The sequence below is a fragment of the Spirosoma sp. KUDC1026 genome, assembly GCF_013375035.1.
Taxonomy (GTDB): Bacteria; Bacteroidota; Bacteroidia; order Cytophagales; family Spirosomataceae; genus Spirosoma.
Window position 1 is genome coordinate 5,166,309 of record NZ_CP056032.1, and the last position, 22,951, is coordinate 5,189,259.

The window sequence follows — 22,951 nt, forward strand, 5'->3', positions numbered from 1 at the left end:
AAACAAATTTACACCGAAACCGGGGCGACCGGGTTCGATAAATGTTAAATGCGCCAATGACCGGATAAGTGGTCGTATAACAAAACGACCCGGCTCAGCCGGGTCGTTCCTATTAATTGTCAGCACGTCGACTAGCGAGGCATTGCGTCATAATCATTCATCGATGCCTGGATAACTTCGCAGGCTTCTTCGCGGCCATAAATAGCAGCCAGTTCCATGACGGCAGGCTCATCGGGCAGCGTTTTGTAGGTCAGGAAGTAGTGACGCAGGCGTTTTACGATGCCTTCGGGCAGGTCAGCCAGTTCACGGAATTGACCGTACATGGCATCACCTTTCAGCACGGCAATGATCTTGTCGTCGGCCTCACCTTTATCGATCAGGCGGAAACCACCAATGGGGATAGCCTGTAGCAGGATGTCACCGTGGGTAATCTCGCGCTCGGTCAGCACACAGATATCCAGCGGATCGCCATCACCTTCCGGAATTTCCCGCCCAGCCCGTTCCGACGCCAGTTTCGCAATTTCATCCCCACAGAACGTACGGGGAATAAAGCCGTATAGGGCAGGAATGATGTTGGAGTACTGCTGTGGCCGGTCGATTTTCAGATATCCGGTCTCTTTATCAATTTCGTACTTTACCGTGTCGGTCGGTACGATTTCAATGAACGCAGTAATGATATCGGGCGCATGTTCACCCGGCGAAATGCCATGCCAGGGGTGTGCTTTAGAAGGAGTCTTTGCCATTTGGTCAGATTGAGTTGGCTCGGAAAAAGCTTGCATACAAGTAAAAGAAAAACCTGGAATAATCCAGTCGATGACAGATAAAATAATGATTCCGTTTTTTCTGCTGCTCTGTCATCAGAAACGCAGCAGAAAAAACGGAACGGTTGTAAATATACACGTTGAAAACTACAGTCTGTATTTTTTCGCTTAAACGGACACGGGGCCCGAAAATCCGATTCGTTCGGCTATCTGGTGCTCGCCCGAATGGTGCATACTCTGCCGGACAAGCATCTCGCCAATGAAGCCCGCCAGAAAGAGCTGGACCCCCAGAATGATCGCTACCAAGCCAAAGAAAAACAGGGGGTTATCGGTCGCATTTCTAAACTTGACACCCTGCGAAATATTGATCAGTTTCTCAACAATCAACCAGATGGCCAGCACCGAGCCAATGAAAAACGACAACGTACCGAGCGTACCGAAGAAGTGCATGGGCCGCTTACTGAACCGATGCACGAAGCCGATGACCAATACGTCCAGGAAGCCATTTACAAAACGCTCCAGCCCGAACTTGGTTGTACCATATTTGCGCGCCCGGTGCTGCACCACCTTCTCACCAATCCTACTAAAACCGTTCCAGTTTGCCACAATAGGCAGGTTCCGGTGCATGTCGCCGTAGAGCGAGGGCGCGATGGTTTTCACTACTTTCTGCCGGTATGCTTTCAGGCCGCAGTTGAAATCGTGCAGTTGTACGCCCGAAATCCAGCGCGACACGGCGTTGAACAATTTAGTCGGCAGGGTCTTTGTAATCGGATCGTAACGTTTCTGCTTCCAGCCCGACACCAGATCGTATTTGTCTTCGGTAATCATCCGGTAGAGTTCGGGAATCTCATCGGGACTGTCCTGTAAGTCGGCGTCCATCGTAATGATTACTTGACCCCGACAGGCCTGAAATCCGGTTTGCAGCGCCGTCGTCTTGCCATAGTTGCGGGTGAAGCGAATTCCGCGTACGTGCGAATTACGTACCGACAGACGTTCAATAACGTTCCAGGAATCATCGGTACTGCCGTCGTCCACGAACAGGATTTCGTAGGTGTAGTTCTGTTCCGTCACCACCCGCACAATCCAGTCATGCAGTTCGGGCAGCGACTCGTCTTCGTTGTAGAGGGGGATCAGAACGGTTAATTGAATCGATTCAGTCATGAAAAGTGATACCGTTTCCTCAGGTTACTCAATCTCTGGTAAGTAACGGCGGGGCAGGCACAAAGGTATTCAGAATATCAGGTAAAACGCACGAAGCAGACTTTGGAAGGCAGCTGTGTATGTTCGCCCATCCGGTTCGTAAATAACCAGTGTTTCATCCCGACAAGGCGCCTGCCCATAGGCAAAACCCGTCAGCACTCGAAAAACCGGTTTCTGGGCATTATGCTGCAACGCCAGCCTACGAACCGGTAACAACGCATACGGGGCAGCTAGTTCGGCCAATTTGGTTGCTTCGTAAGGCGGCAGCAAGACCCACCATTCCCCGCCGGGTTTCAGCAGTCGATTCACGGCTTCCAGCAGTTCAGAAAACGGTAAATCGTCGGTATGCAGGGCCCGGTTCACGGCGGCATCGGGTGAACGCAGATGATTGGTATAAAACGGCGGATTCGTCAGGATGTGATCGTAGCGCTGTGCTGATTCAAAATCTTGAATGCGGGTGTTGTATACCGTCACCCGATCAGCGAACGGACTAGCCGCTACGTTTTCCGTGGCTTGTCCGGCTGCGGCCGGGTCGACCTCGACGGCATCAATCAACGCTGTTACGTTTCGTTGCGCGGCCATCAGCGCCAGCAGGCCCGTTCCGGTACCGATGTCAAGAATTCGGGCGTTTGGTACGTCGTCAATGGCAGCCCAGGCACCCAGCACGCAGGCATCTGTACAAACTTTCATGGCCGTACGCTCCTGCCGAATAGTGAATTGTTTGAACCGGAACATTATTTCCTACCAAAATCCGCTGGGTTTTCGCCCCAGACGGTTGTTTCCCATTTCAGAATCGGGTTGGCATAGCGATGCGATTTCAGCCAGGTTTCGGCCCGCTCGAGCAGGTCGAACAGCTCGGCATTACGTCCTGTTTCTTCGAGTTTCGTGTTGGCCCGCTTGTTTTTTACCCAGCTGATCGCCGTGCGCGAATCGGAATAAATGGGAATATTGCTGCTCTTCTGATGCAAAAGGGCCAGTGCGTGAACGATCGCCAGAAACTCCCCAATGTTATTCGTTCCATCGGCGTAAGGCCCTTTCAGAAAGAGTTTCTGCCGGGTAGCCAGGTATATGCCCTGGTATTCCATATCGCCGGTCGCCGTGTTCCAGGCGGCATCGACAACCAGGCTGTCTTCGATGGGCTGGCCAACCAACTCCGAAATTTTCCCTTGTTTACCAGCGGGTTTCGGTCCCTGACCGATGTGCATATGGGGCTTTTCCTTGAATGCTTTGACGGCAGCGGGCTTGCTGTCGAACGCTTTGAACAATGCCCCGTCGAAACCCGCCGTTTGCCGCTGACAGTCGGCCCAGGAATCGTAAACGCCTGTTTCCCGACCTTTCCAGACAACATAAAACTTGGGTTTCTTCGCAGCCATTTCTTCCGTTTTTCCGCAAAAGTAACGACTATTTGCCGGATCGGATGCTTTCCCTTTGGCTTCGGTCGGGCTGGGACCTTGCCGCTCCTTACGCACTGAGCGGGCTAACTTGTGAGTTAGCCCGCTCAGTAATTTCGTTTATTACGTTGTTTTATCGCTTGTTCGGCCAGAAGAAAAAGGCCACCAGGCTAAGAACCATACCAACACCAATAGCCCTCGCTACGTTGTAAGACGTTGGCGTAGGCATGTCTACGATACCTGTTTCGTCAGTTATGGCGGGTTGCTTTACGTAACGTCCCTCCGACGGAATCGATAAGTTCTTGAAGTCGTGCGCCAACCTGTTCAAGCCTAATTCGAGGTCAAGCCCCCGTACAGACACGCCATGCCCCGTACCAGCGGCTTTGGGATTTAAGTTATTCAGCAACTCAACCGACTTCTGAGCCGCTTCCCAATCGCAGGTAAAGTAAGCCGGCGGTCCATGAAACTCTTCGCTCTGCGTGGCAACGGCCGTAATTGCGTTCTGGTTTGTCGTTACAAAGGCGTCACCGGCAATGAGCGTACGGTCCCGATCGCGGAACAGCGAAATATGGCCCGGCGCATGCCCCGGCGTATGAATCACCCGCCAGTCGGGTAGTTCCGGAATTTGTCCGTTGCTGGCAATCACTTTAATCTTATCCCCAAAATCCATTGGACCAATTGGGAATACCCAGGACATGTAGGCCATGCCGCCCCCACCAATACCAGGATCAGGTGGCGGATAACTTGACTTACCCTGTAAGTAAGGCAGCTCAAGCGGATGTGCGTAGACCGGTACATCCCAAGTTTCCAGGAGCGTTTTCAGGCTACCAACGTGGTCGGCGTGGCCGTGCGTCAACACAATAGCTTTGGGCCGGGTACCAGCCCCAAACAGTTCTTCCGCTTTTTTCCGGATTGAGTCAGCGTAGCCAAAGAAACCAGCATCAACTAATACCCAGGGATTTCCCGGACCCGGTTCGCCGATAAAGAATACGTTAACAAACAACGTTTTCAGGCCGGCTACGTCAGCCGTGACATCGTACGGTGACGACAGACCTGTTCCTACTGGTGTATCGAGTTCAAGTTGACTTTCCATGCGCGTTGAGATTAGTTTGCCATTCAACCTACCAAAACAATAGATTGTTCAGCATCCCTTTCAAAGGCTCAGCGCGCACTAGCTACGTTCTTCCCAGACCTGCGCTACGTTAACAATCACTTCCACGGCTTTCTGCATGTCCTGTACTGATACCCATTCGAGCCGCGAGTGAAAGGCATGTTCACCGGCAAAAATGTTGGGACAGGGCAACCCCATAAACGACAATCGAGAACCGTCCGTACCACCCCGGATGCTACGCCGTTCGGCATTCAGTCCCGATCGACGGATCGCTTCGAGCGCATTATCGACCACCGCCGGATGCAGATCCAGGACTTCTTTCATGTTCCGGTATTGCTCCTTTACCACCAGTTGCGCCGACGAACCAGGATAGTTTTTCAATACGTCATTAAGCTGATTTTCCAGGTACGTTTCCTTTTCGTGCAACCCGCCCTCGTTGAAGTCGCGGATGATAAAGTCCAGCACCGCCTGATCCTGATTACCTTCCAGCCGGGTTGGGTGGATAAAACCATCTTTCTGATCGGTCGTTTCGGGAGAGATAGCGTTTTTAGGCAGCAGCGCCAGCAGATCGGCGGCAATTTTGATCGCGTTTTCCAGCTTGCCTTTCGCAAAACCGGGGTGTGTACTGACACCCTGAATCGTGATCGTTACGCCGTCGGCGGAGAAGGTTTCATCCTCCAGCGTCCCCAACGCTTCCCCATCGATGGTGTAGCCGAAATCGGCGTTTAGCTTCGCAATATTGACTTTCTCGGTTCCTCGTCCTACCTCTTCGTCGGGCGTAAAAAGCAATCGAATTTTACCGTGCTTCACCTCTGGGTGAGTGAGCAGATAATGGGCCGCGTCCATAATCTCGGCAACGCCGGCCTTGTTGTCAGCTCCCAGCAGCGTTGTCCCGCTGGCCGTGATGATGTCGTTACCTACTTGCTCCAGCAGATCAGGATGATCGGCGACCCGGATGATCTGCGCCGGATCGTCGGGCAGAATAATATCATCACCGGCCCACTCGGTATGAATCATAGGTTTTACCCCCGCGCCCGTTACATCCGGCGACGTATCGACATGGGAGCAGAAGCAGATGGTCGGCACGTTAGTCTTATCCGTGTTTGCCGGAATAGTTGCGTACACGTAGCCCCACTCGTCCAGTTCGGCATCCTCGATACCCATGTCGATCAATTCCTGAACCAGCATCCGGCTCAGATCTTTCTGCTTTTCGGTACTGGGGTTCGTTGCCGACTGCGGATCCGACTGCGTATCGATTTGAACGTACCGCAGGAAGCGGTCAAGGGCGGTGAATTGGTAGTGCTGCATTGAGTAAAGAAGATAAAAAGAAATCTAAAATTTCATATGTAATAAATCTATCAATTATAAGTTGACTTACATTACTTTTGCACTGAAGAAGCCCTCTTTAATTACTTTATAAATTATTTATGGCAGTAGTTGACTTAGAAACAAGGCTTACAAAAGACTGGAAGATATACAATAGTAACTTAAAATCTAGTGACAGTCTTATATATATCTCTCCTCATATTGATAATATCGAAGATGGTCCTTCATCGTTGGATTTATCAGTAGGAAACAAGTTTTTATTTCAGGATAGTGGTAAATATTACATTATGCCTGAAGATGGAGTATATATCGAACCTTTTAGCGCGATACTTATAGAAACAGAACAAAGAATTTGTTTACCTCTAAATGTTTTTGGAATAGTCATTGGAAAAGGCCATCAAATATATCAAGGTACATTTATTTCATCAGGCAAAATCAATCCTGGATTTCAAGGAAAATTAAATATTGGCTTATACAATGGTAGCAGAAAGAAGATTCTCATAAAGAAAGGACAACCTTTATGTTCTTGTGTATTTTTTCAAATGGAATCTAATAAAACTAATCCATTAAAAGATTATGACAATAATACTCAGGTTAATAATACTTACACAAATAGAAAACAAAAAATAATATCATATGTCAAAGCAAATAAAGACTGGCTACCCATTGTAATATCTATTGTAAGCATACTACTATCTGTACTAGTATCTGTTTCAATAGGTGTAACAAACAGAAACTTTATATTGTATCAAGTTGAACAGAGTAATCCAAAAGTAGACTCTACAAAAAATGATAATAGTAGGTGAAAATTTAGAGGCTTTAATAAGGCAACATAATATTGTTATTGGGTCGGAGAACAGCTTTGATCAAACATCTATATGTTTAACTCTTGACTGCAATATTATAAGAATTATTCCTACTGATAATTCTATCGTTACGTACGGAAACCCCATTCCAAAATCTTGGATTCAAGAAGAGATAATTGACACGCAATCAGGTGTAATATTAGAGCCCCATCAATCTATTTTAGCTTGTTCTTATGAAACTATAAATATCCCAATAGGATATTTCGGAATGTTACAAACGAAAGGCTCTCTAGCAAGGCTTTTCGTTTCACTTCACTGCAGTGATTCACAAATAGACCCTGGATTCTCAGGAAAAATTACGTTCGAAATTTGCAATCTTTCGGATATGAGAATAAGAATACTTGCTCGACAGAAAGTAGGTTCACTCTTCTTATTGAAATCTTCAACTAAGCACGTAAATGCCTATAACGGTAAGTATCAAAATGCAAACAAGCCTACAATCCAACTCCCATAACCACTCTATGACAGACGAAATAATTATTGCTGTTCCCAGAAAGAAAATTCAGTTTTTGTTAGATAAACAACCATTTGGCTTTTTCGATGAGAAGTCTAGTCAAATGTACGATCTAATATTAAATAGTTGTACTGAGGTTAACAGAGCCTCGGCAGAGAATGATGAGTCTTTTAAACAAATTATCCCATACATTCTAATTACTTATCAAGAGAAATATTTATTACTAAAAAGGAAAACAAAGCAGACAGAGGCTAGACTTCATAATAAGATGTCAATAGGAGTTGGTGGACACATAAACCCTATTGATTACAATAAAGAAAAAGATATAATATTAGGGGGCTTATTAAGAGAGTTACACGAAGAAGTAAGAATTGTTTCTTTCGAACCTCCCGTTTTTCTTGGATTTATAAACGATGATATATCAGAAGTAGGGAAAGTGCACCTAGGCTTGCTGTTCAGAGTTGAATCGCATACATCTGATGTTGACGTAATTGAAATAGATAAGATGGATGGCCAATGGGCATCTATATCAGAACTAAATGAGAACTTTGACTATTTAGAATCTTGGTCACAAATAGCTTTTAATAGCTGCATAAAATAATAAAGAAGAGTTTACCAAACGTCCGGCAGGTTGCCCCACCGAACGTTTGGTAAACTCGTCCGGGCTAGCCGGTTTTAATTTTCTTCGTCTTCGCTCGTGAACGAATATAACGTATCGTCCAGCGACAGCGTGTTGTTGTTGAAGCCCTGAACGAACTCTTCCACAACGTCGTCCGTGATTTCTTCGACATTGATGCACACATCCAGGCTGATGCCGTATTCAAAGTCGGTATCAACGTCGATGTTTTCCTTCACCTTAACGGTTTCGGTTTCTTCAATCTCTTCGATTATTTCGGTTAATGCCGTTTCAGCTTCTTCTTCCAGCTCAGGAGCAATAGTGTAGCCAAGCTCACGATCTTCGGGCGGAACGTAGGTTGGAAACGTTTTCCGAACCTGCTCCAGCGCCATCTCATACACCAGGCTGCTGTGGTGCAACCGTAACGTATAGACCAGTGCGTCATAGATAACTTCCTGACCTTCGTACGTTCCGGGGAACTGGATATGAACACATTCCCCCGATTCGAGCACGTCCAGGTCTTCGTCTTCTACATAGATGAACGACTGCCCTTCCTGACGGCATTCTTCCTTCAGCTCATTTATTTCTTTAGGATCAAATCCTTCGTTCTTGTAGTTTGCCATACGACAAAGCTACGGCTTATTCCCCAATGAATGACAGAAATCGTGTGCCATAGGATAGGGCTACAAACTTGGCTGCTGACCCCACTTTTGCTTTCCGGGGTATCCTCCAAACAGAAAAAGCCTGCCTACGATGACGCAGACAGGCTTTCTTTATAAAGAGCTAATCGTTGCTTACGCTACCGTTTCAGCAATGTCAGCCGATTTAACCGTTTTGATGATCTGGGCTGCTACTTTGTAGGGATCAGCCGCCGAGTTGGGACGACGATCTTCCAGCCAGCCTTTCCAGCCCCGCTCAACCGTAGCGATTGGGATACGGATCGACGCACCGCGGTCAGATATACCGTACGAGAACTGGTCGATCGACTGGGTTTCGTGTTTACCCGTCAAACGCATTTCGTTATCGGCACCATACACATCGATGTGCGCTTTGATAACCTCAGGCGAGCTGCCAAATGCCTGGCAGATCGTGTCATAGGTTGCTTTGTTACCAGCCGTACGCAGAGCCGTGTTCGAGAAGTTAGCGTGCATACCCGAGCCGTTCCAGTCGGTGTCGCCCAGTGGTTTGCAGTGCCAGTTGATCGACACACCGTACGATTCGCCAATACGTTCCAGCATATAGCGAGCAACCCAGATCTGGTCGCCAGCTTCTTTAGCACCTTTGGCAAAAATCTGGAATTCCCACTGGCCGGTAGCTACTTCAGCGTTGATACCTTCAACGTTCAAACCAGCATCGAGGCAGGCGTCGAGGTGCTCTTCTACAATATTTCGGCCAAAGGCATTCTGGGCGCCAACCGAGCAGTAGTAAGGACCTTGTGGACGGGTAGGGAAACCTTCAGCCGGGAAACCAAGTGGCTTGTCAATTTCCATATCCCACAGGAAGTATTCCTGTTCAAAACCAAACCAGAAATCGTTATCGTCATCCTCAATGGTTGCCCGACCGTTCGTCGGGTGAGCGGTACCATCTGAGTTAAGCACCTCACACATAACCAGATAAGCATTTTTACGCTGCGGATCAGGGCAGATAAAAACAGGTTTCAACAAACAGTCAGATGAGCCACCTGGAGCCTGTTCGGTTGACGAACCGTCAAACGACCACATTGGGCAATCTTCAAGGCTCCCAGAGAAATCGTCTTCGATTTTAGTTTTGGAACGCAGACTTTGCGTGGGTTTATACCCATCGAGCCAAATGTACTCTAACTTCGACTTTGCCATGATGTACGGGTGAGTTATCTATTTATCTAGATTGTATTTGATATACTCAGCAAATATAAAGGGGCAAACAAATATTTCTATCTGTCGATAATAGTCTTCACCCTATTTTTTACTGTTTCTCCGAAAATATTATACTAATTATTCGTTCGGTGCACAATTCCCCAATAATGCCTGCAAATCTACTTACAGACAATTAATCAATGTAGTTACATCCTATCATACCGCTAGTGGTTTACGATCAGAATGCACTAAAAATACACCCATAAAATAATAGGCATCGTCACCAGACTACTATTCCCCTACCTAAAAACTGGCTTTTTACCGCCCCGTAACGGAAGGATTCTGCCGATCCATAGCACTGATACCAAATAACACATTAGAGTAACAATTAGTAAACATTGCTCAATTGGTATGCATTTTGATTTCTCTTCATAACGAAGCAGGCATCAACGACGGGCCTGTTCATGATGGACGGCAACCAGTTGAATCGCAGTATCGCTTAACCAATAAAACAATCTCATCAACGCTACTCCAGAAAGCCAGGAAAACTTCCCGACAAGCGGGATTACCTGATCGGAATATTGCAGTTAATTCCTGTACTAATGAGTTTGGTCCAATACTTGCCAAGTACGATAAAGGTTTACCATAAATGTATAATCAATCCTACTTTTATATGATCTGTACGACAAATAAGATAGTATCTGGTTGAGCGTTCTGTTTGGATCTGTTTAACTCGGAGAAATCCTACCAGCATTCAAAAATGCCGAATTCACTCACGAAAACACTCACTTTTGGGCAATACAGGGTTCTGATTGCGATTCGTCAGCTTATGACAGCCGATCAGTTGGACCTAGTCACGGGCTTCCAGCACCCGATGATTAAGAGTTATCTTCACTTTTTACTTAGTAATCAATTGATTGTCGCTACGGTCGATACAGCAACCATCCGCTATGAACTGGCCGAAGCAGGCCACAGGGCGATCATGCACTACGAGGCCACGAATCCTGAGTTAGTCATTCGCCAGCAGGCAGGCAATCCTATCATCAGCAATCGATACTGACCGCCGGCCAGAAGACCGCATAATTTACGGCTCTATAGCCGCAATTCGCGCAAACGGCACTGCTTCCCTTTACGAAAGTAAGATATTTGCTTTTCGTTCGACGAAGCAACCAACATGACAAGTGACACCAATTCATTAGACGCAGATCTGGCTTTAGCTAATGAACGATTTGCGTTAGTAGCCAAAGCCACTCACGACGTGATCTGGGAGTGGGACCTGGTTAATGACACGATCTGGTGGAATGACAATTTTTATCATCAATTTGGCTCCATCTCCTGGGAGACAGCGGCCGACGTGGAAGCGGCCGACGTGGAAACGGCCGACGTGGAAACGGCCGGGATCAACGCCTGGTCTTCCCGTATTCATCCGGACGACCGGGACCGGATTCTGACTGCGGTTCAGCAGAAAATTAAGGAGGGCGCCCCAAACTGGTCTGCAGAGTATCGATTTCGGCGGGCAGATGGTACATATTCGCCCGTTCATACGCAGGCTTACCTGTCCGTTCGGCACGGCAATACGACCCGGCTGATTGGCTCCATGACTGACGTTTCAAACCAGCATCAACTGGAGCGGGAGCAGGCTCTTGAGGGCACGGGGTTTGGCACCTGGTTCTTCTACCCGATTGACAACATCATGCACTGGGATAGCAGTTGCCGGGCCATGTTTGGTCTCTCTGCCGGTTTGTCTATCACAACGGATGTTATTTTGTCCTGTGTTCATGCAGCGGACAGAAGCGCTTTTTTCAGTGCATTTCAGGATGCATTGAACCCCGACAAACAAGCCTATTTCAACATTGATTACCGAATTATTCATCAGCAGACGGGTCAGTTGCGGTGGATTCATGCCCAGGGAAAAGCCGACTTTAATCAGCATCATACAGCTTACCGGTTTGCAGGCATAAAAAAGGATATCACCGTAGAAAAGGAGCAGCAGGAAGCCCTGCACAGCGATAGTCGGCGTTATCAGGTAGCGTTCGACAACGCTTCCGTTGGGGTAGCAGTTCTCGACCCTACGGCCACTATTCAGCTGGTGAACAGGAAGTTTGGCGATATGGTTGGCTATCAACCAGCCGAGCTAACCGGCGTGCATTTTTCGGTTATAAGCCATCCTGATGAATTAGCGCTCAACAAGCAACTAATCGAACAGCTCCGGAACCGGGACATCCCGTCTTACGTACTGGACAAACGCTACATCCGCAAGGACGGCACTATTATCTGGGCGCGACTCAACTCGGCTATCGTCTGGAATCCCGACGGTACGCCCAACTGCCTGATCAGTATTATTCAGGACATTACGGCCGAAGTGCAGGCCCGTCAGGAATTAAAAGAAACCGAAGAAAGTCTTCGCATGGCCGTCGACCTGGCTCAGCTCGGCACCTGGCGTTTCAGTCTAATTGCCGAAGAGTGGGTAGTTTCTGAACGCATCAAAGAATGGCTCGGGGTCCAGCCCGATGATCCAGTCAGTCTCGAAGACCTGTTTCAAAGTGTACCTGACCACGATTGGTTTACCCAGTTTATCAGCAATGCGAATCCGGCCCAACCGAACCTGCTGGACATCGAATACGAACTCAAGAACCGCCGGTCAGGTCTCGATCGGATCATGCATTCGCGGGGACAAGTGCTGTTTGACGAGAAAGGTACTGCCTACGCCATCATGGGTACGACCCAGGAAGTAACCAGCCAGCGTCGAACGGAACAGGAGCTGGAACAGCAGGTCAGGACCCGGACTCAGGACTTGCAGCAGGCAACAGACCGGGTCAACCAGCAGGCCGAACAATTACGACTCGTTACCGACAGCGCCCTGACAGCCATTAGCCTGTACTCAATCGTTCGTGACGAAGCAACTGGCGACGTAATCGATCTCCGGTACGAGCTGATGAACCAGATGGCCCTCCGCCTGACGGGGCGACGCTCGGAAGAATTGATCGGTAGAACCATGCATCAGGTTTTTCCCGGCATTGCCGCCAGCGGTCTCTGGCTGCAGTACAAAGCATTGGCGGAAAGCGAGAACGGCAACAGCCTGCGCTTTCAGAACCACTACGTGCATGAAGGATACGACATCTGGTATGAGGTACAGGGCGTTCGCGAAGATGGGTTTATCGTATTATCGTTCCTGGATATTACAGAACTAAAGCAGGCGCAGTTAAAGCTGGAAGCGCTGAACCTGGATTTACGACGTTCCAATGAGAACCTGCAGCAGTTTGCCTACGTAGCCAGCCATGATCTGCAGGAACCCCTGCGAAAGATTGAATCCTTTGGCAATATTCTGAAAGACCAGTACGCTGATACACTTTCCGAAACGGGCGTCGATCTGCTGGGCCGGATGCAGAGTGCCTCAACGCGGATGGCCATTCTGATCAAAGATCTGCTGGCCTATTCTCGGCTAACCAGCGACCAGAAGATTCAGCGGCCTGTCGCGCTGGATCAGGTCATAAGCTGGGTTATGAGCGACCTGGACGTAGCCATTCTGGAGTCGGGGGCAACAATCAACCGGCCTCCCCTGCCCACCGTGACCGGCGACGAATCGCAGCTCCGGCAGTTGTTTCAAAACCTGTTGTCGAATGCCATTAAGTTCCGCCGTAATGGTCAGCCACCCGTTATATCGATCAAGGTTGACCAGGTTACCGGCGACGAACTTCCCGCTGTTGGACGACCAGCGCGCCCGGTGGCTTCATATTACCGAATTCAGGTATCAGACAATGGCATTGGCTTCGATGAACAGTACCGAAGTCGCATCTTTCAGGTCTTCCAGCGGTTGCACAACCGCAGTCAATACGCCGGCACGGGCATAGGACTCGCCATTGTGCAGAAGGTTGTCGATAATCACAACGGCATGATTTTGGCCACGAGCGAACCCGGCGAGGGCGCTACGTTCTCAGTTTATCTGCCCGCTTAATCCAGCGAGAACAGCAGACTGACAGCTCCCCCCAGTTCAATCTGATCGCCATCCAGCAGCGGGTAACTCAAGCCAGCAATGTCGGCCCGCTCCATCTGATCATTGGCGTGAAAGAGTTTGGTTTTATTCCCGCTGGCCGGCAAACCACCTGGATCGACGAGTAGTACGTAGCGTCGTTTAGCAGCATCGTAGCGTATTGTTGCGTGCGCCCGGCTGACGGCTCCGTTAGTACCACCCCGCTCCGGATTAAACCCAGGATCGTCAGGATTCAAAATTACAATATCGTTCGTTCGTACCCGGCCCGAAGTCGTTTCGGTCGTTCTCCCCCGGCCAATGCAGAAGCTGCTTTTTTCGGCTGGATCAAGCCGATATTCTTCCTGGGCCAGCTGACCTTTCACCGCTTTCAGCCGGGCCACTGGAGCCGGACCGTCGGCGGGCGTATCATCCCGGACGATGGTCAAACCCAGATTAGTCTGTTGATAGGTGGCTGGTGGAAGCACTCCGGCTACCAACGTACAGGTCAGCGACCAGTTGCTGGGCAGCGTAATGTAATTATCCAGCAGCAGCCGGTTCAGTTCCTGCTGGAACCGGCCCGGCTGATTCTCCCACAACGCCACGCTGTATTCGTCAGCTTCTTCAGGACTCTGATAGGCAACAAACAACCGTAAGCCAATCACCGCCGTGGCCGACTCATTCTGGTAAGGCCGCAGTTTTTCGACCACGAACCGAAGCACCGCATCGCGTCGCAGAGCCGCTGGCGGTGGTCCCAGACTGGATGGTCCCGGACTGGATGGTCCCGGATTAGGACTCAGTTTTTCTTTCGATTGTTCCGACCGAGTCTCTTCTGACCGAGTCTCTTCTGACCGAGTCTCTACAGATGGACGTTTTGTTGAACTAGTCTCGGCTGTTGGGGTCGGTTCAGCTATTTTTTGGTCGCGGGAAGCGTCGGCGGGTGTAAAGCCAAAAGCCTCTTTAAGTTTATCCAGAATACCCATTTTCTTCTCTAGTCAAGGTGTTAAAAGCTCCCCAGATAGCCGCGCTCCCTCAGAATTGGAGCCACAATAGTATTAGCCAGCTGAACCGCATCAACCGACGATTCGCCAAGTTCGATACGGATGCTGACTACCGTTCGGGAGCGACCATCGGGCGTGGGTGCAAAGAAAACGTACCAGCCATCGTTACGCCGGACGCCACGTACCATCCGTTCGGGGGTGCCGGTCTTACCAGCCACCCGAGCTACACTGATTTTCGATCGGCCCGTGTTTGACTGATCGATCATAAAATCGGTCAGTTCCTCGGCGTAGGCAGGCTGTCGGGCCAGCCGCTCTCCCGGTGCAATCGGTTGCGCTTTCCCGGCCAGACTCAATACGTAACGGGAAGGCTGCAACAGGCCATTATTGGCAATTACCCCAGCCATCCGGGCCAGCGATGCCGGAGTCGCCGTTAATTGCCCCTGCCCCCAGGCCAGGCCCGAAAACTCACTCCGGTATCGGCGTGGGTACTGGGTACTTTTATACAGTTGTCGCCGAACGGCGAAAGCAGAATCCTGCCAGTGCTTACGAATTTTCAACTGCTCTTCGTCGGTGTGCGTATCCGAAAACGAATAACCGCCCACAAAATCGATGTTCATCCCCGTAGCCAGATACAGGTCCGCCAGTTGGGTATCGAGTTTTTCTTCATTGGCCAGCCGGATGAAATAGACATTGCTGGACCGAACGATGGCTTTCCGCATATCAACCGACTCGTTACAAGGCTCCGACTCGCGGGCACCCCGCCGAATGATCTCGTCGCAGCCAATCTGATAGCTGGTTTGAGCCGCGGCAATGCCTTCTTTGTTCAGAGCCGCCATAGCCGTCAGGATTTTCGCCGTTGAGCCGGGTGCGGTTGGGTACGTCATCCCCAGATCCCGCTCGGTTACCAGGTACGATAGTTTCTGCCGGTCGCGGTCGGGCAGCAGCATGGCTTCCGGAGTTTTCAGGTTTGGCAGCGGGTACATGGCCGACGCCAGCAAATCGCCCGATCTGGCATCCATCACCACCACCGACATACGTTTGTTTCGGTACTCGGACCGGGCCAACCCCTGCTGCAGCGCTACCTGGAGTTCGGCGTTGACGCTCAGCTTCATGTCCCGGTTCTGCGCTTTTCGCTGGGCCACCTCCTTGCTATCGAGTCCGGCCCGCAGGGCTGGGGCCAGTTCGCTATAGTCATAGATCGCCAGCGTTCGGGTCTGCTCTACCGACGGACTAAATCGATCAGCCCGGTAGTCCGTCGCTACCAGTTCACTTTTGCGCGGTCGGCTGTTGAAACCCCGCAGTTCGCTCAAATGCGTTGCCTCGGCGTAGTAGCCGTTGCTCTGCCCCCAGAAAAGCTGCGTATTCAGGTCGCCCACCCAAAAAAACATCTGCTCACCAAACGGGTAGTACCGCTGCTGCCGTTTCTGCGTAAGCGTCGTCAGGTCAGCCGCTTTCAAGCCACTCTCACGCAGTTTAGTTGCTTGTTTCGTAACCTCGCCCGGCGTACTAGTAGCCAGCACCAGCCCATTGCGGTCGTAGATCGTACCAGCGGCTAATTCGCGTACTAGTCGCCCGATACGGGGATTGTAGCTATACACTGGATCGCCGTTTCGGGTGATAACCCGCGCCGGACGAACGATGTATTCGCTGCCTTTCCAGCCGATAATGGGCAACAGCCGGCCAATCAGCACCGCTACGCCGATCAGGAAACCGGCAATACCAGCCATTAGTACCAGATCGTAATGTTTTTCCAGGTACTCGCGTTGAGCGGCCTGCCCCGGTCGACTGGCCACGCCAAATACGATACCCATGGCCACGAGATTAACGATCAGCGAGATTTTTCCGTAGCTCAGAAACGGAACGCTGATCCCTGTTAAGGGCAACAGACCAATAGAACCACCCGCAATAATCAGGAACTGGACACCCGTGGCAATGGCAATCCCGGCCACCAGAAAAAAGCTGAACGGCTGACCGGCCCGCCGGGCGTGCAGAAAGGTACGATGCAGCAGGATACCCATCAGCAGAAACACGCAGACCACGCCCAAGCCGCCCAGTTCTTCGCCCATACTCGGCAGAATCATATCGGTATGCGCGGCAGGCATGGCGCTGGCAAATCCTTTTCCCAGCCCCTGTCCCGTCCAGCCCCCCGACGAGAGCGTCCAGAACCCGTGCGCCAGGTGATCTCCGCCGTACACATCATTGTTCCAGGGGCTCAGCCACATGGCTTTCCGATCAGCTAGCCGGTCACCCACAAACGGCAGCAAATCACCGAAGGCAAACATGGCCATGACGAGCAAAAGCAGGACGGGCGCTTCGGTAAGCAGAGCCGCCCAGCCTAGTCCTGACTGGGAGCGAGCCTGCCCGGTGAAGTATAAATAGCCAATCAATACCAGCAAGGCAGCTAACGTAGCGATAGCACCCGGCAACAGCCACAACGCCAGCCCATACCCCAGCCCCGTCGCCAGCGTTACGGCCAGATTTCCCCGGGCAATGCTATAGAAGAGGAGAAACGTAAAGCATACGACCAGCGCTGGTCCCATGTCGCCTAGTAGCAGGTAGAGCAGCATCAGCAGCCCCGCCCCTGCCAGCGCGCCAAAGCTGACCGCAAAGCGCCAGCGCAGGTCGGGCAACTGGCGAATCTGTTGCTCATTGGCAGCAAAGAAACCCGCAAAAAAGAAGAGCAGCAGATATTTTGTGATTTCGCTCGGTTGGAACGTCAGCCCCAGGATCGACAGGTTTACCCGTACGCCACTGCCCTCCGGGCCTGTGCCCGCCAGCAGCGTCAGTAGCGCCAGTCCGATGGCCAGTACCAGCCAGGTCCAGCCCGACAGGCCAACCGAATTACGGGTTCGGTACGTAGCGAGCCAGTCAAAACGCCAGTCCGCGTAGAAACGGCCAATATTCAGCTGCGATACAAGCGCCATTCCCACTAATCCAAGGGCAACGCCCTGTATGGTCTGACTCGCGTACAGAATATCCTGTAACGGGTTCTGGATGGCAAGCAGGGTCAGCACCGACAAGCCCGTCAGCAGCATTAGAATGGGCAAAAGCAACGGATCGGTTTGAAAACGACGTAACGACCAGAAGCCCTGTACCGCCCAGAAGAGTCCTGTAAACAAGGCGACGATGCCCCAGAACCGCCAGGTAAACGCCCCCGGCGACCGAACCAGCAATGCGTGATCTGTTTTAAGCTGGCTGTAAACCGTTGTTCCAATAAGCCGGATCTGGTGGGGCCGCGCGGTAAAGGTGTAGGTTTCGCTACCCGATAGTTTACTTGTTCCCCGTCGGCTCCCGAACTCAAAACCCGGTTTGAGCGGCACCACGCTATAGCCAGCCTCTTCCGTTAAGCCGGTAAACGAAAACTTCCCCTCGGCATCTGTACGGGCATAGGTCAGCAGGTCGGGTAACGTATCGGGCTGGGCCGTTGCCGGGTGGCGTTTCAGCTGCACCAGTACGTCCGCCATCGGCTCGTCATTGTTCTGCACCCGTCCCGAGATTTCCGCATCCCCCGAACCAGCGCTAACGTTACTCCCGTAGGCTCGGGGATTCTTGCGCTCCCGGACGTACAGCACCGAGTCGAACCCCATCTGCTCGCGCGATACCTGCAGCCGACTTTGGAAATCGGCCCCGCCGATGGTACTACGCCAGGCAAGGGGTGTCACAATGGAAAACTGTCGTTTGTTAATCGCGCCCAAATTATCCGGCGCGTCGTTTTGATTCAGTTTGGCAGCCAGCGAATCAGCAACCAGCCGGGCGTCGCGGGGGTCGGTATAATAATTACCTGTCTGCAGCAACCGCTGGATGGCTTCAGGTTTAAGGCCCGGTTCCAGAATCAGCGCCTGACCACTTGCCACGGCCTCACGGGCTTTCTGCAACTCAGGTAGTAAATTGATGTATAAACGGCCAAACAGCAGTAACAACACAGCCGTTACGGCGAGCAGGTAAACGCGGTTGGACGTCGGGGGTGAATTCGTGGGCAAACCAGATAATTAAGTTTGATGAACGTTAGTGGGGCCGCTCAGTGCAGTAAACCCGTTTCCTCGGTGGTATCAGTCTTAGCGGTTGAGTCGGTCGATACACTGGTATCAGTGGGTACTTCACTATCAACATCGGGCACCGTCAGCTCATCGAGCGGCTGGGGAATACTCGGCGACCTGTAATCAATAATTTTGCATCTGATCTTCGTTCCCCGGTCGCTGTTGGGAGCAGCACGCATAGGCGATGAATTCGGCTCTACGTTGTTGAAATAAACTTTTTCGGACTTATAGATGCCCCCCTGGTCTTTGATGTAGTCCACCCGCACCAGCACGTAAGTAAAAGCAATTCGGCTGGGGTTGCTCAGTTGAAGCTGCACATCCTTGATACCGCCAAAGAATCCCACCTTAAAATCCGTCGCTTTGACGGACAGGCTTTTCGCGGCCGCCATAGCTTCCTGACGTAATCTTTCCTGTTCTTCGGCTTCCTCTTCCGCCCGACGTATCGAATCGGCGACGGCATCACTGGTCACCAGGTCGTCGTTCACCGGGCCACTCATGAGCGTTCCCGTTTCAGTCTTGTCGGCTGACTTGAAGGCATAGTATACCCCAGCGACACCCAGCAACACCGCCAGCGTCAGGACAATCAATTTTGACGTAGTCCAGAATGGCGGTGCTTCATTGACCGTATTTACCGATGTGGTGGCCTGTCTTGGTTCGGGACCGGCAGCGGCCGTTCTCACTGGCGCAACCTGGGTTACGTTCTCCGCTACTGGCATCGTCGCTACGGGCGCACGCCGGGCCTGCAACAGGGCCAGTTCGGTTTGTTTGAGCAGCCAGGTCAGTTCATCGGCGTCGCGGAGCCGGGCGTTGGCATCTTTCACCAGCAGCGGCTCAACCGCGTTCGTGAAGGGCGCTAGTGATGAATCGACCGTTGCCAGCGGTACGGGTGTTTCGGTTAACACCTGCGTCATGAACGTAACGATACCCGCATGTTCGGCCATGCTGAACGGCACCCGTCCCGTCAGACATTCGTACAGTACGACGCCCAGCGAGTAGTAGTCGGTGGCCAAGCCAACGCTCTTTGGGTTGTTGAACTGCTCGGGCGATGCATACTCGTAGGTCAGCAGTGACTGACCCGTAATGGTGCTGGACTGTTCATGCAGCCGGGCGACCCCAAAATCGGTCAACAGAAAATGCAGCTCGCCACTGGGGAGCAGTCGGTAGAGAATATTTTCCGGTTTGATATCGCGGTGAATAATACCAGCCGCGTGAATGGCTTTGAACGAACTCGCCATTTGCAAGCCCAGCCGAATTACCGTGGCATGGTCGAGTCGTTCCTGCTGCTGTAACAGATTCCGTACGCTGCCGCCCTCGATCAGCTCCATCACAATATACGGCATCTCGGCTTCCAGCTGCACCTCGCGCACTTTTACGACGTTGGGGTGCTGAATACCGGTCATAATCTCCGATTCGCGCTGAAACCGCCGGAGCGTTTCGGCGTCAGTATTGAGGGCAAAGTGTTTGATTGCCACCAGATCGCCCGTTGCCAGATGCCGGGCTTTCAGCACCCGGGCATTACTACGTCCGAGTTCGCCCAGAATTTCATAGCCCGGAAATAACGTACTAAATGGAACGGTGGTCATCGTGAACGTTTTGATTTAACGGGTGCAACCACTGATTCTTTGACCGTCAGGGAAATCACCGCATTCGAAATACTATCTTGTTGCACCGTAGCCAGCATTGGTTTCTCCACGTCGGCGAAGTACAGTTTCTTGGCAATAAGCTGCCCGCCACTAGCCGCTTCGATGCCGGTTTTAAAACCGCTGATCACCAGATTTTCCAGGCGAACGGCTCCCGATCGGTTGATTTGCACGGCCAGCGCAGCCTTCGTTGAGTCGATCGGCATCAGCACCGTAAGCTGGCCGTCGCCAATGACGGCCAGCATCGAATCTGTCAGCAGTAACGGTTCCCGAAGCCGAAACGTATCGGCCGGGAGCACTAATCGATGATCGGTACGTCCGTAAGCGGCTAGTTTGAGCGAGTCCAGTAACGTATCGGCCGCCGTAAAGGCCGCATCCGTGGGCGTCACCGCTGTGAATCCGGTCACGCGGGCGATGCCTTCGTTACTGATTTTAATACTGTCGACCGCAACAGGACGTGGGGGTCGGCTATCGGGTTGATTCTGGTACCAGATCAGCGCCACAATCAGTGCAATGGCTACCAGCGCGCCCAGCCCTAGCCCCCACCGGCCAGAACCAGACGTACCTTTATCGTCTACGTCTGGTTTACTGGCGATCATCGGTGTTGTCGACGCGCTCACGACTGGATTAGGTTGCTTGTCGGGTACGGAAGTCGCTCCCGTTGTGATCGATCCGGTTTCTTCGCCCGACTGCCTCGCCACAACGACCGTAATATTATCCTTTCCACCCTGCTGGTTAGCCAGCTGAATCAGATCCCGAATCTGCTCTTCGGGCGACAGCGGACGGTTCAAAATCCCCCGAATCTGCGACCGGGTCAGCATGTCGGTCAGACCGTCACTGCATAGCAGTAACAGGTCGCCCGGCAGGAAATCCGTTTCGTTCGACTCAATAAAATCTTCGTCGTCGACGCGATGGGGTTCGGAGCCGACGGTTCGCAGTACTACGTTTCGGTGCGGATGCTCCATAGCCTCTGCTTCGGAGAGTTCGTTAGCATCCTCGCGCTCGCCCACCAGCGAGTGATCGAACGTTATTTTCTCCAGTTCGTCGTTTCGGTACCGATACAGCCTCGTATCGCCTACGTGTGCGTAATACACTTTTTCCGCAGCGGCATCGGCCACGGCAGCCGTCAGCACACAGCACATCTGATCCAGTTCCAGGTGTTGCTGGCGCTCGGCATCAATCTGATTATTAGCAAACACCAAAGCCTCCCGCAACATCGTCAACGTATCGCCTTTTGGCGTTGCCATATACTGCTGAATGGATTCTTTGGCAATTGCCGATGCCCGTTCCCCACCCGCGTAGCCGCCTACGCCATCAATCACGACCAATAGCGCGCTCGTTTCTGCCCAAAGCGAAGTACAGATAAACGTATCCTGATTGTCCTGACGACGTTTGCCGACATCAGTCTGGCCGGCGATGGTTAGTGTATGCATGCAGAAACAGCTAAAGTTGATCGGGTAATCTGTTGGTTACAGTACCCGCTAGGTTAACGGGGCAGGTCCTGAAAATGCCGGATCACCAGGAAGATGACCAGCAGGAACAGCACGCCCACCAGCAAAAAGTCGATCATTACCTTACAGGTTACGGTTAAACTGCAGCGTGACCATGCTGTTCAGCAGGATCTGCGCTTTATCGGGCAGTTCGTGCCACTGTGGATTGGCGGGTTCGCTCCGGGGCACCACGCGTTCGTTGATACGGGTTTCGTTCCGGCTGAACGAGGCCAGCTCAAACCCCTGCGTTATTTCGTTGTACCGAATCCGGGCATGGGGGTTCGATACATAGACTGATTCCAGCAGCAGATAGTTTGAAAACTGTTGGTTGTCGGCCTCCTTACGGGCTATCACAATCTCGCGGTCGCGCATCAGGTACGTCGCATCCTGATTTTTGTCGGATACGTAATACCGAATCTGCGCGAGTCCATCTTCCAGGCTGCGCGGCAGTGATGGTTGCTGATTTACGGTACTGTTTATCTGACCGATCGGTTTTGCGGGTGCCTCGAACGAGAACTTAACCACAAACGCACCCGGCTCGCGAAAATCAATGTGCAGAAACGCCCGCTGGTCGACATCAATTTTCTCGTAGCGGTTCGTTTGTTGCACCCGCTGCGTTACGTGCATGGGAGCCGCACCCGACGCCAGGGCCTGATTCCCCGACAGAATCCCGGTGAGGGCACCTACCACCCGAACGTCGGCCGGTTCGACCGCTTCGCCATTGAATTCACGCCCGGCTCCGAATTTAAAAAACCAGCTCGACGCAACCGGAGATACTCGACCGTAGTTGGCTTTGTGCGCATCAATAAACTGATTAAAGGCACTGACGGCTTCGTTGACAATGACCGGGAACGCGTTCAATCGATCCTCGTAGACATCCGGGTGCAGAATAATCAGAAAATGCGCGTTGAAGAGCATACTTGCCCCTACCGATTCCTGCGAGATAGAATCCTCGAAACAGGCAACGAGTTCGTTTAAGATACGTGTGTTGGTAACGGCTGGCGCGGGGGCCGCCGTTGTCTGGCTGGGGGGAACAAGCAGGTCACCCAACTTCCGGAGCCAGCCACCGGACTGATTGGCCATACAGGGTTGAATTACGGACAGATTGCCTTCCTAACGATGCGCCCTCCCGGTTTCGTTTGAGGTCAGGAGTGCTTTTATTGTAAGCGTTTCAATGCGGTCTTTGTTTACGACCACCTTTCCTCTGCCCGACGTACTGGCGAGCCCACGCGCTGATTTCTTTGAATTTCGTAACT

The 22,951-nt window shown here is 51.6% G+C and carries 18 protein-coding genes; 5 read left to right on the forward strand and 13 right to left on the reverse strand.

Going from position 1 to position 22,951, the window contains the following annotated elements:
- Positions 1-131 precede the first annotated feature (131 nt).
- From HU175_RS21685 to pepT, 6 genes are all read right to left on the reverse strand, one after another.
- A complete protein-coding gene (locus HU175_RS21685) occupies positions 132-743 on the reverse strand; it encodes an inorganic pyrophosphatase (RefSeq protein ID WP_228724241.1) in 612 nt (203 codons plus the stop codon).
- A gap of 186 nt (positions 744-929) precedes the next feature.
- On the reverse strand, positions 930-1,922 hold the full coding sequence (locus HU175_RS21690) for a glycosyltransferase family 2 protein (protein WP_176568558.1): 993 nt from the start codon (positions 1,920-1,922) through the stop codon (positions 930-932).
- Between the two features lie 69 nt (positions 1,923-1,991).
- Complete coding sequence (locus HU175_RS21695) at positions 1,992-2,696, reverse strand: tRNA1(Val) (adenine(37)-N6)-methyltransferase (protein ID WP_176568559.1); 705 nt, start codon at positions 2,694-2,696, stop codon at positions 1,992-1,994.
- On the reverse strand, positions 2,696-3,334 hold the full coding sequence (locus HU175_RS21700; RefSeq protein WP_176568560.1) for a viroplasmin family protein: 639 nt from the start codon (positions 3,332-3,334) through the stop codon (positions 2,696-2,698). Before HU175_RS21700 ends, HU175_RS21695 begins: the two co-directional genes overlap by 1 nt.
- 151 nt (positions 3,335-3,485) lie before the next feature.
- Complete coding sequence (locus HU175_RS21705) at positions 3,486-4,445, reverse strand: MBL fold metallo-hydrolase (protein WP_176568561.1); 960 nt, start codon at positions 4,443-4,445, stop codon at positions 3,486-3,488.
- 78 nt (positions 4,446-4,523) lie between these two features.
- Positions 4,524-5,771 (reverse strand): peptidase T, encoded by a 1,248-nt coding sequence (gene pepT, locus HU175_RS21710; protein ID WP_176568562.1) that lies wholly within the window; start codon positions 5,769-5,771, stop codon positions 4,524-4,526.
- 119 nt (positions 5,772-5,890) lie between these two features.
- Here pepT and HU175_RS21715 point away from each other — a divergent pair, with 119 nt between their 5' ends.
- Genes HU175_RS21715 through HU175_RS21725 form a run of 3 tightly spaced genes read left to right on the forward strand, consistent with a single transcriptional unit; the run spans position 5,891 to position 7,710 of the window.
- Complete coding sequence (locus HU175_RS21715; RefSeq protein WP_176568563.1) at positions 5,891-6,595, forward strand: dCTP deaminase domain-containing protein; 705 nt, start codon at positions 5,891-5,893, stop codon at positions 6,593-6,595.
- Complete coding sequence (locus tag HU175_RS21720; protein WP_176568564.1) at positions 6,579-7,109, forward strand: dCTP deaminase domain-containing protein; 531 nt, start codon at positions 6,579-6,581, stop codon at positions 7,107-7,109. Before HU175_RS21715 ends, HU175_RS21720 begins: the two co-directional genes overlap by 17 nt.
- A gap of 7 nt (positions 7,110-7,116) precedes the next feature.
- Positions 7,117-7,710, forward strand: a complete 594-nt coding sequence (locus tag HU175_RS21725; RefSeq protein ID WP_176568565.1) for a DNA mismatch repair protein MutT — start codon at positions 7,117-7,119, stop codon at positions 7,708-7,710.
- Between the two features lie 74 nt (positions 7,711-7,784).
- Here the strand turns inward: HU175_RS21725 and HU175_RS21730 are convergent, their stop codons facing one another.
- Entirely contained in the window at positions 7,785-8,348 is a 564-nt protein-coding gene (locus HU175_RS21730) for a hypothetical protein (protein WP_176568566.1), read from the reverse strand.
- A 171-nt stretch (positions 8,349-8,519) separates the two neighbouring features.
- A complete protein-coding gene (locus tag HU175_RS21735; protein ID WP_176568567.1) occupies positions 8,520-9,560 on the reverse strand; it encodes a glutamine synthetase beta-grasp domain-containing protein in 1,041 nt (346 codons plus the stop codon).
- A 760-nt stretch (positions 9,561-10,320) separates the two neighbouring features.
- Here HU175_RS21735 and HU175_RS21740 point away from each other — a divergent pair.
- Complete coding sequence (locus HU175_RS21740; RefSeq protein WP_176568568.1) at positions 10,321-10,620, forward strand: hypothetical protein; 300 nt, start codon at positions 10,321-10,323, stop codon at positions 10,618-10,620.
- A 114-nt stretch (positions 10,621-10,734) separates the two neighbouring features.
- Positions 10,735-13,515: a PAS domain-containing protein gene (locus HU175_RS21745; protein ID WP_176568569.1), complete on the forward strand. Its 2,781-nt coding sequence runs from the start codon at positions 10,735-10,737 to the stop codon at positions 13,513-13,515.
- On the opposite strand, the gene HU175_RS21750 is transcribed toward HU175_RS21745, so the two are convergent.
- The 5 genes from HU175_RS21750 to HU175_RS21770 form a co-directional block, all read right to left on the reverse strand.
- The gene (locus tag HU175_RS21750; RefSeq protein ID WP_176568570.1) at positions 13,512-14,510 is read right to left on the reverse strand and encodes an FHA domain-containing protein; all 999 of its coding nucleotides are present in this window, start codon (positions 14,508-14,510) and stop codon (positions 13,512-13,514) included. The genes HU175_RS21745 and HU175_RS21750 overlap by 4 nt on opposite strands.
- A gap of 20 nt (positions 14,511-14,530) precedes the next feature.
- A complete protein-coding gene (locus HU175_RS21755) occupies positions 14,531-18,508 on the reverse strand; it encodes an FtsW/RodA/SpoVE family cell cycle protein (protein ID WP_176568571.1) in 3,978 nt (1,325 codons plus the stop codon).
- 38 nt (positions 18,509-18,546) lie between these two features.
- Positions 18,547-20,148 (reverse strand): serine/threonine protein kinase, encoded by a 1,602-nt coding sequence (locus HU175_RS21760; RefSeq protein ID WP_176568572.1) that lies wholly within the window; start codon positions 20,146-20,148, stop codon positions 18,547-18,549.
- On the reverse strand, positions 20,145-21,638 hold the full coding sequence (locus HU175_RS21765; protein ID WP_176568573.1) for a PP2C family protein-serine/threonine phosphatase: 1,494 nt from the start codon (positions 21,636-21,638) through the stop codon (positions 20,145-20,147). Before HU175_RS21765 ends, HU175_RS21760 begins: the two co-directional genes overlap by 4 nt.
- 141 nt (positions 21,639-21,779) lie before the next feature.
- Positions 21,780-22,778 carry an FHA domain-containing protein gene (locus tag HU175_RS21770; protein ID WP_176568574.1) on the reverse strand — a complete coding sequence of 333 codons (999 nt, stop codon included), beginning with the start codon at positions 22,776-22,778 and terminating at the stop codon, positions 21,780-21,782.
- Between the last annotated feature and the right edge of the window lie 173 nt (positions 22,779-22,951).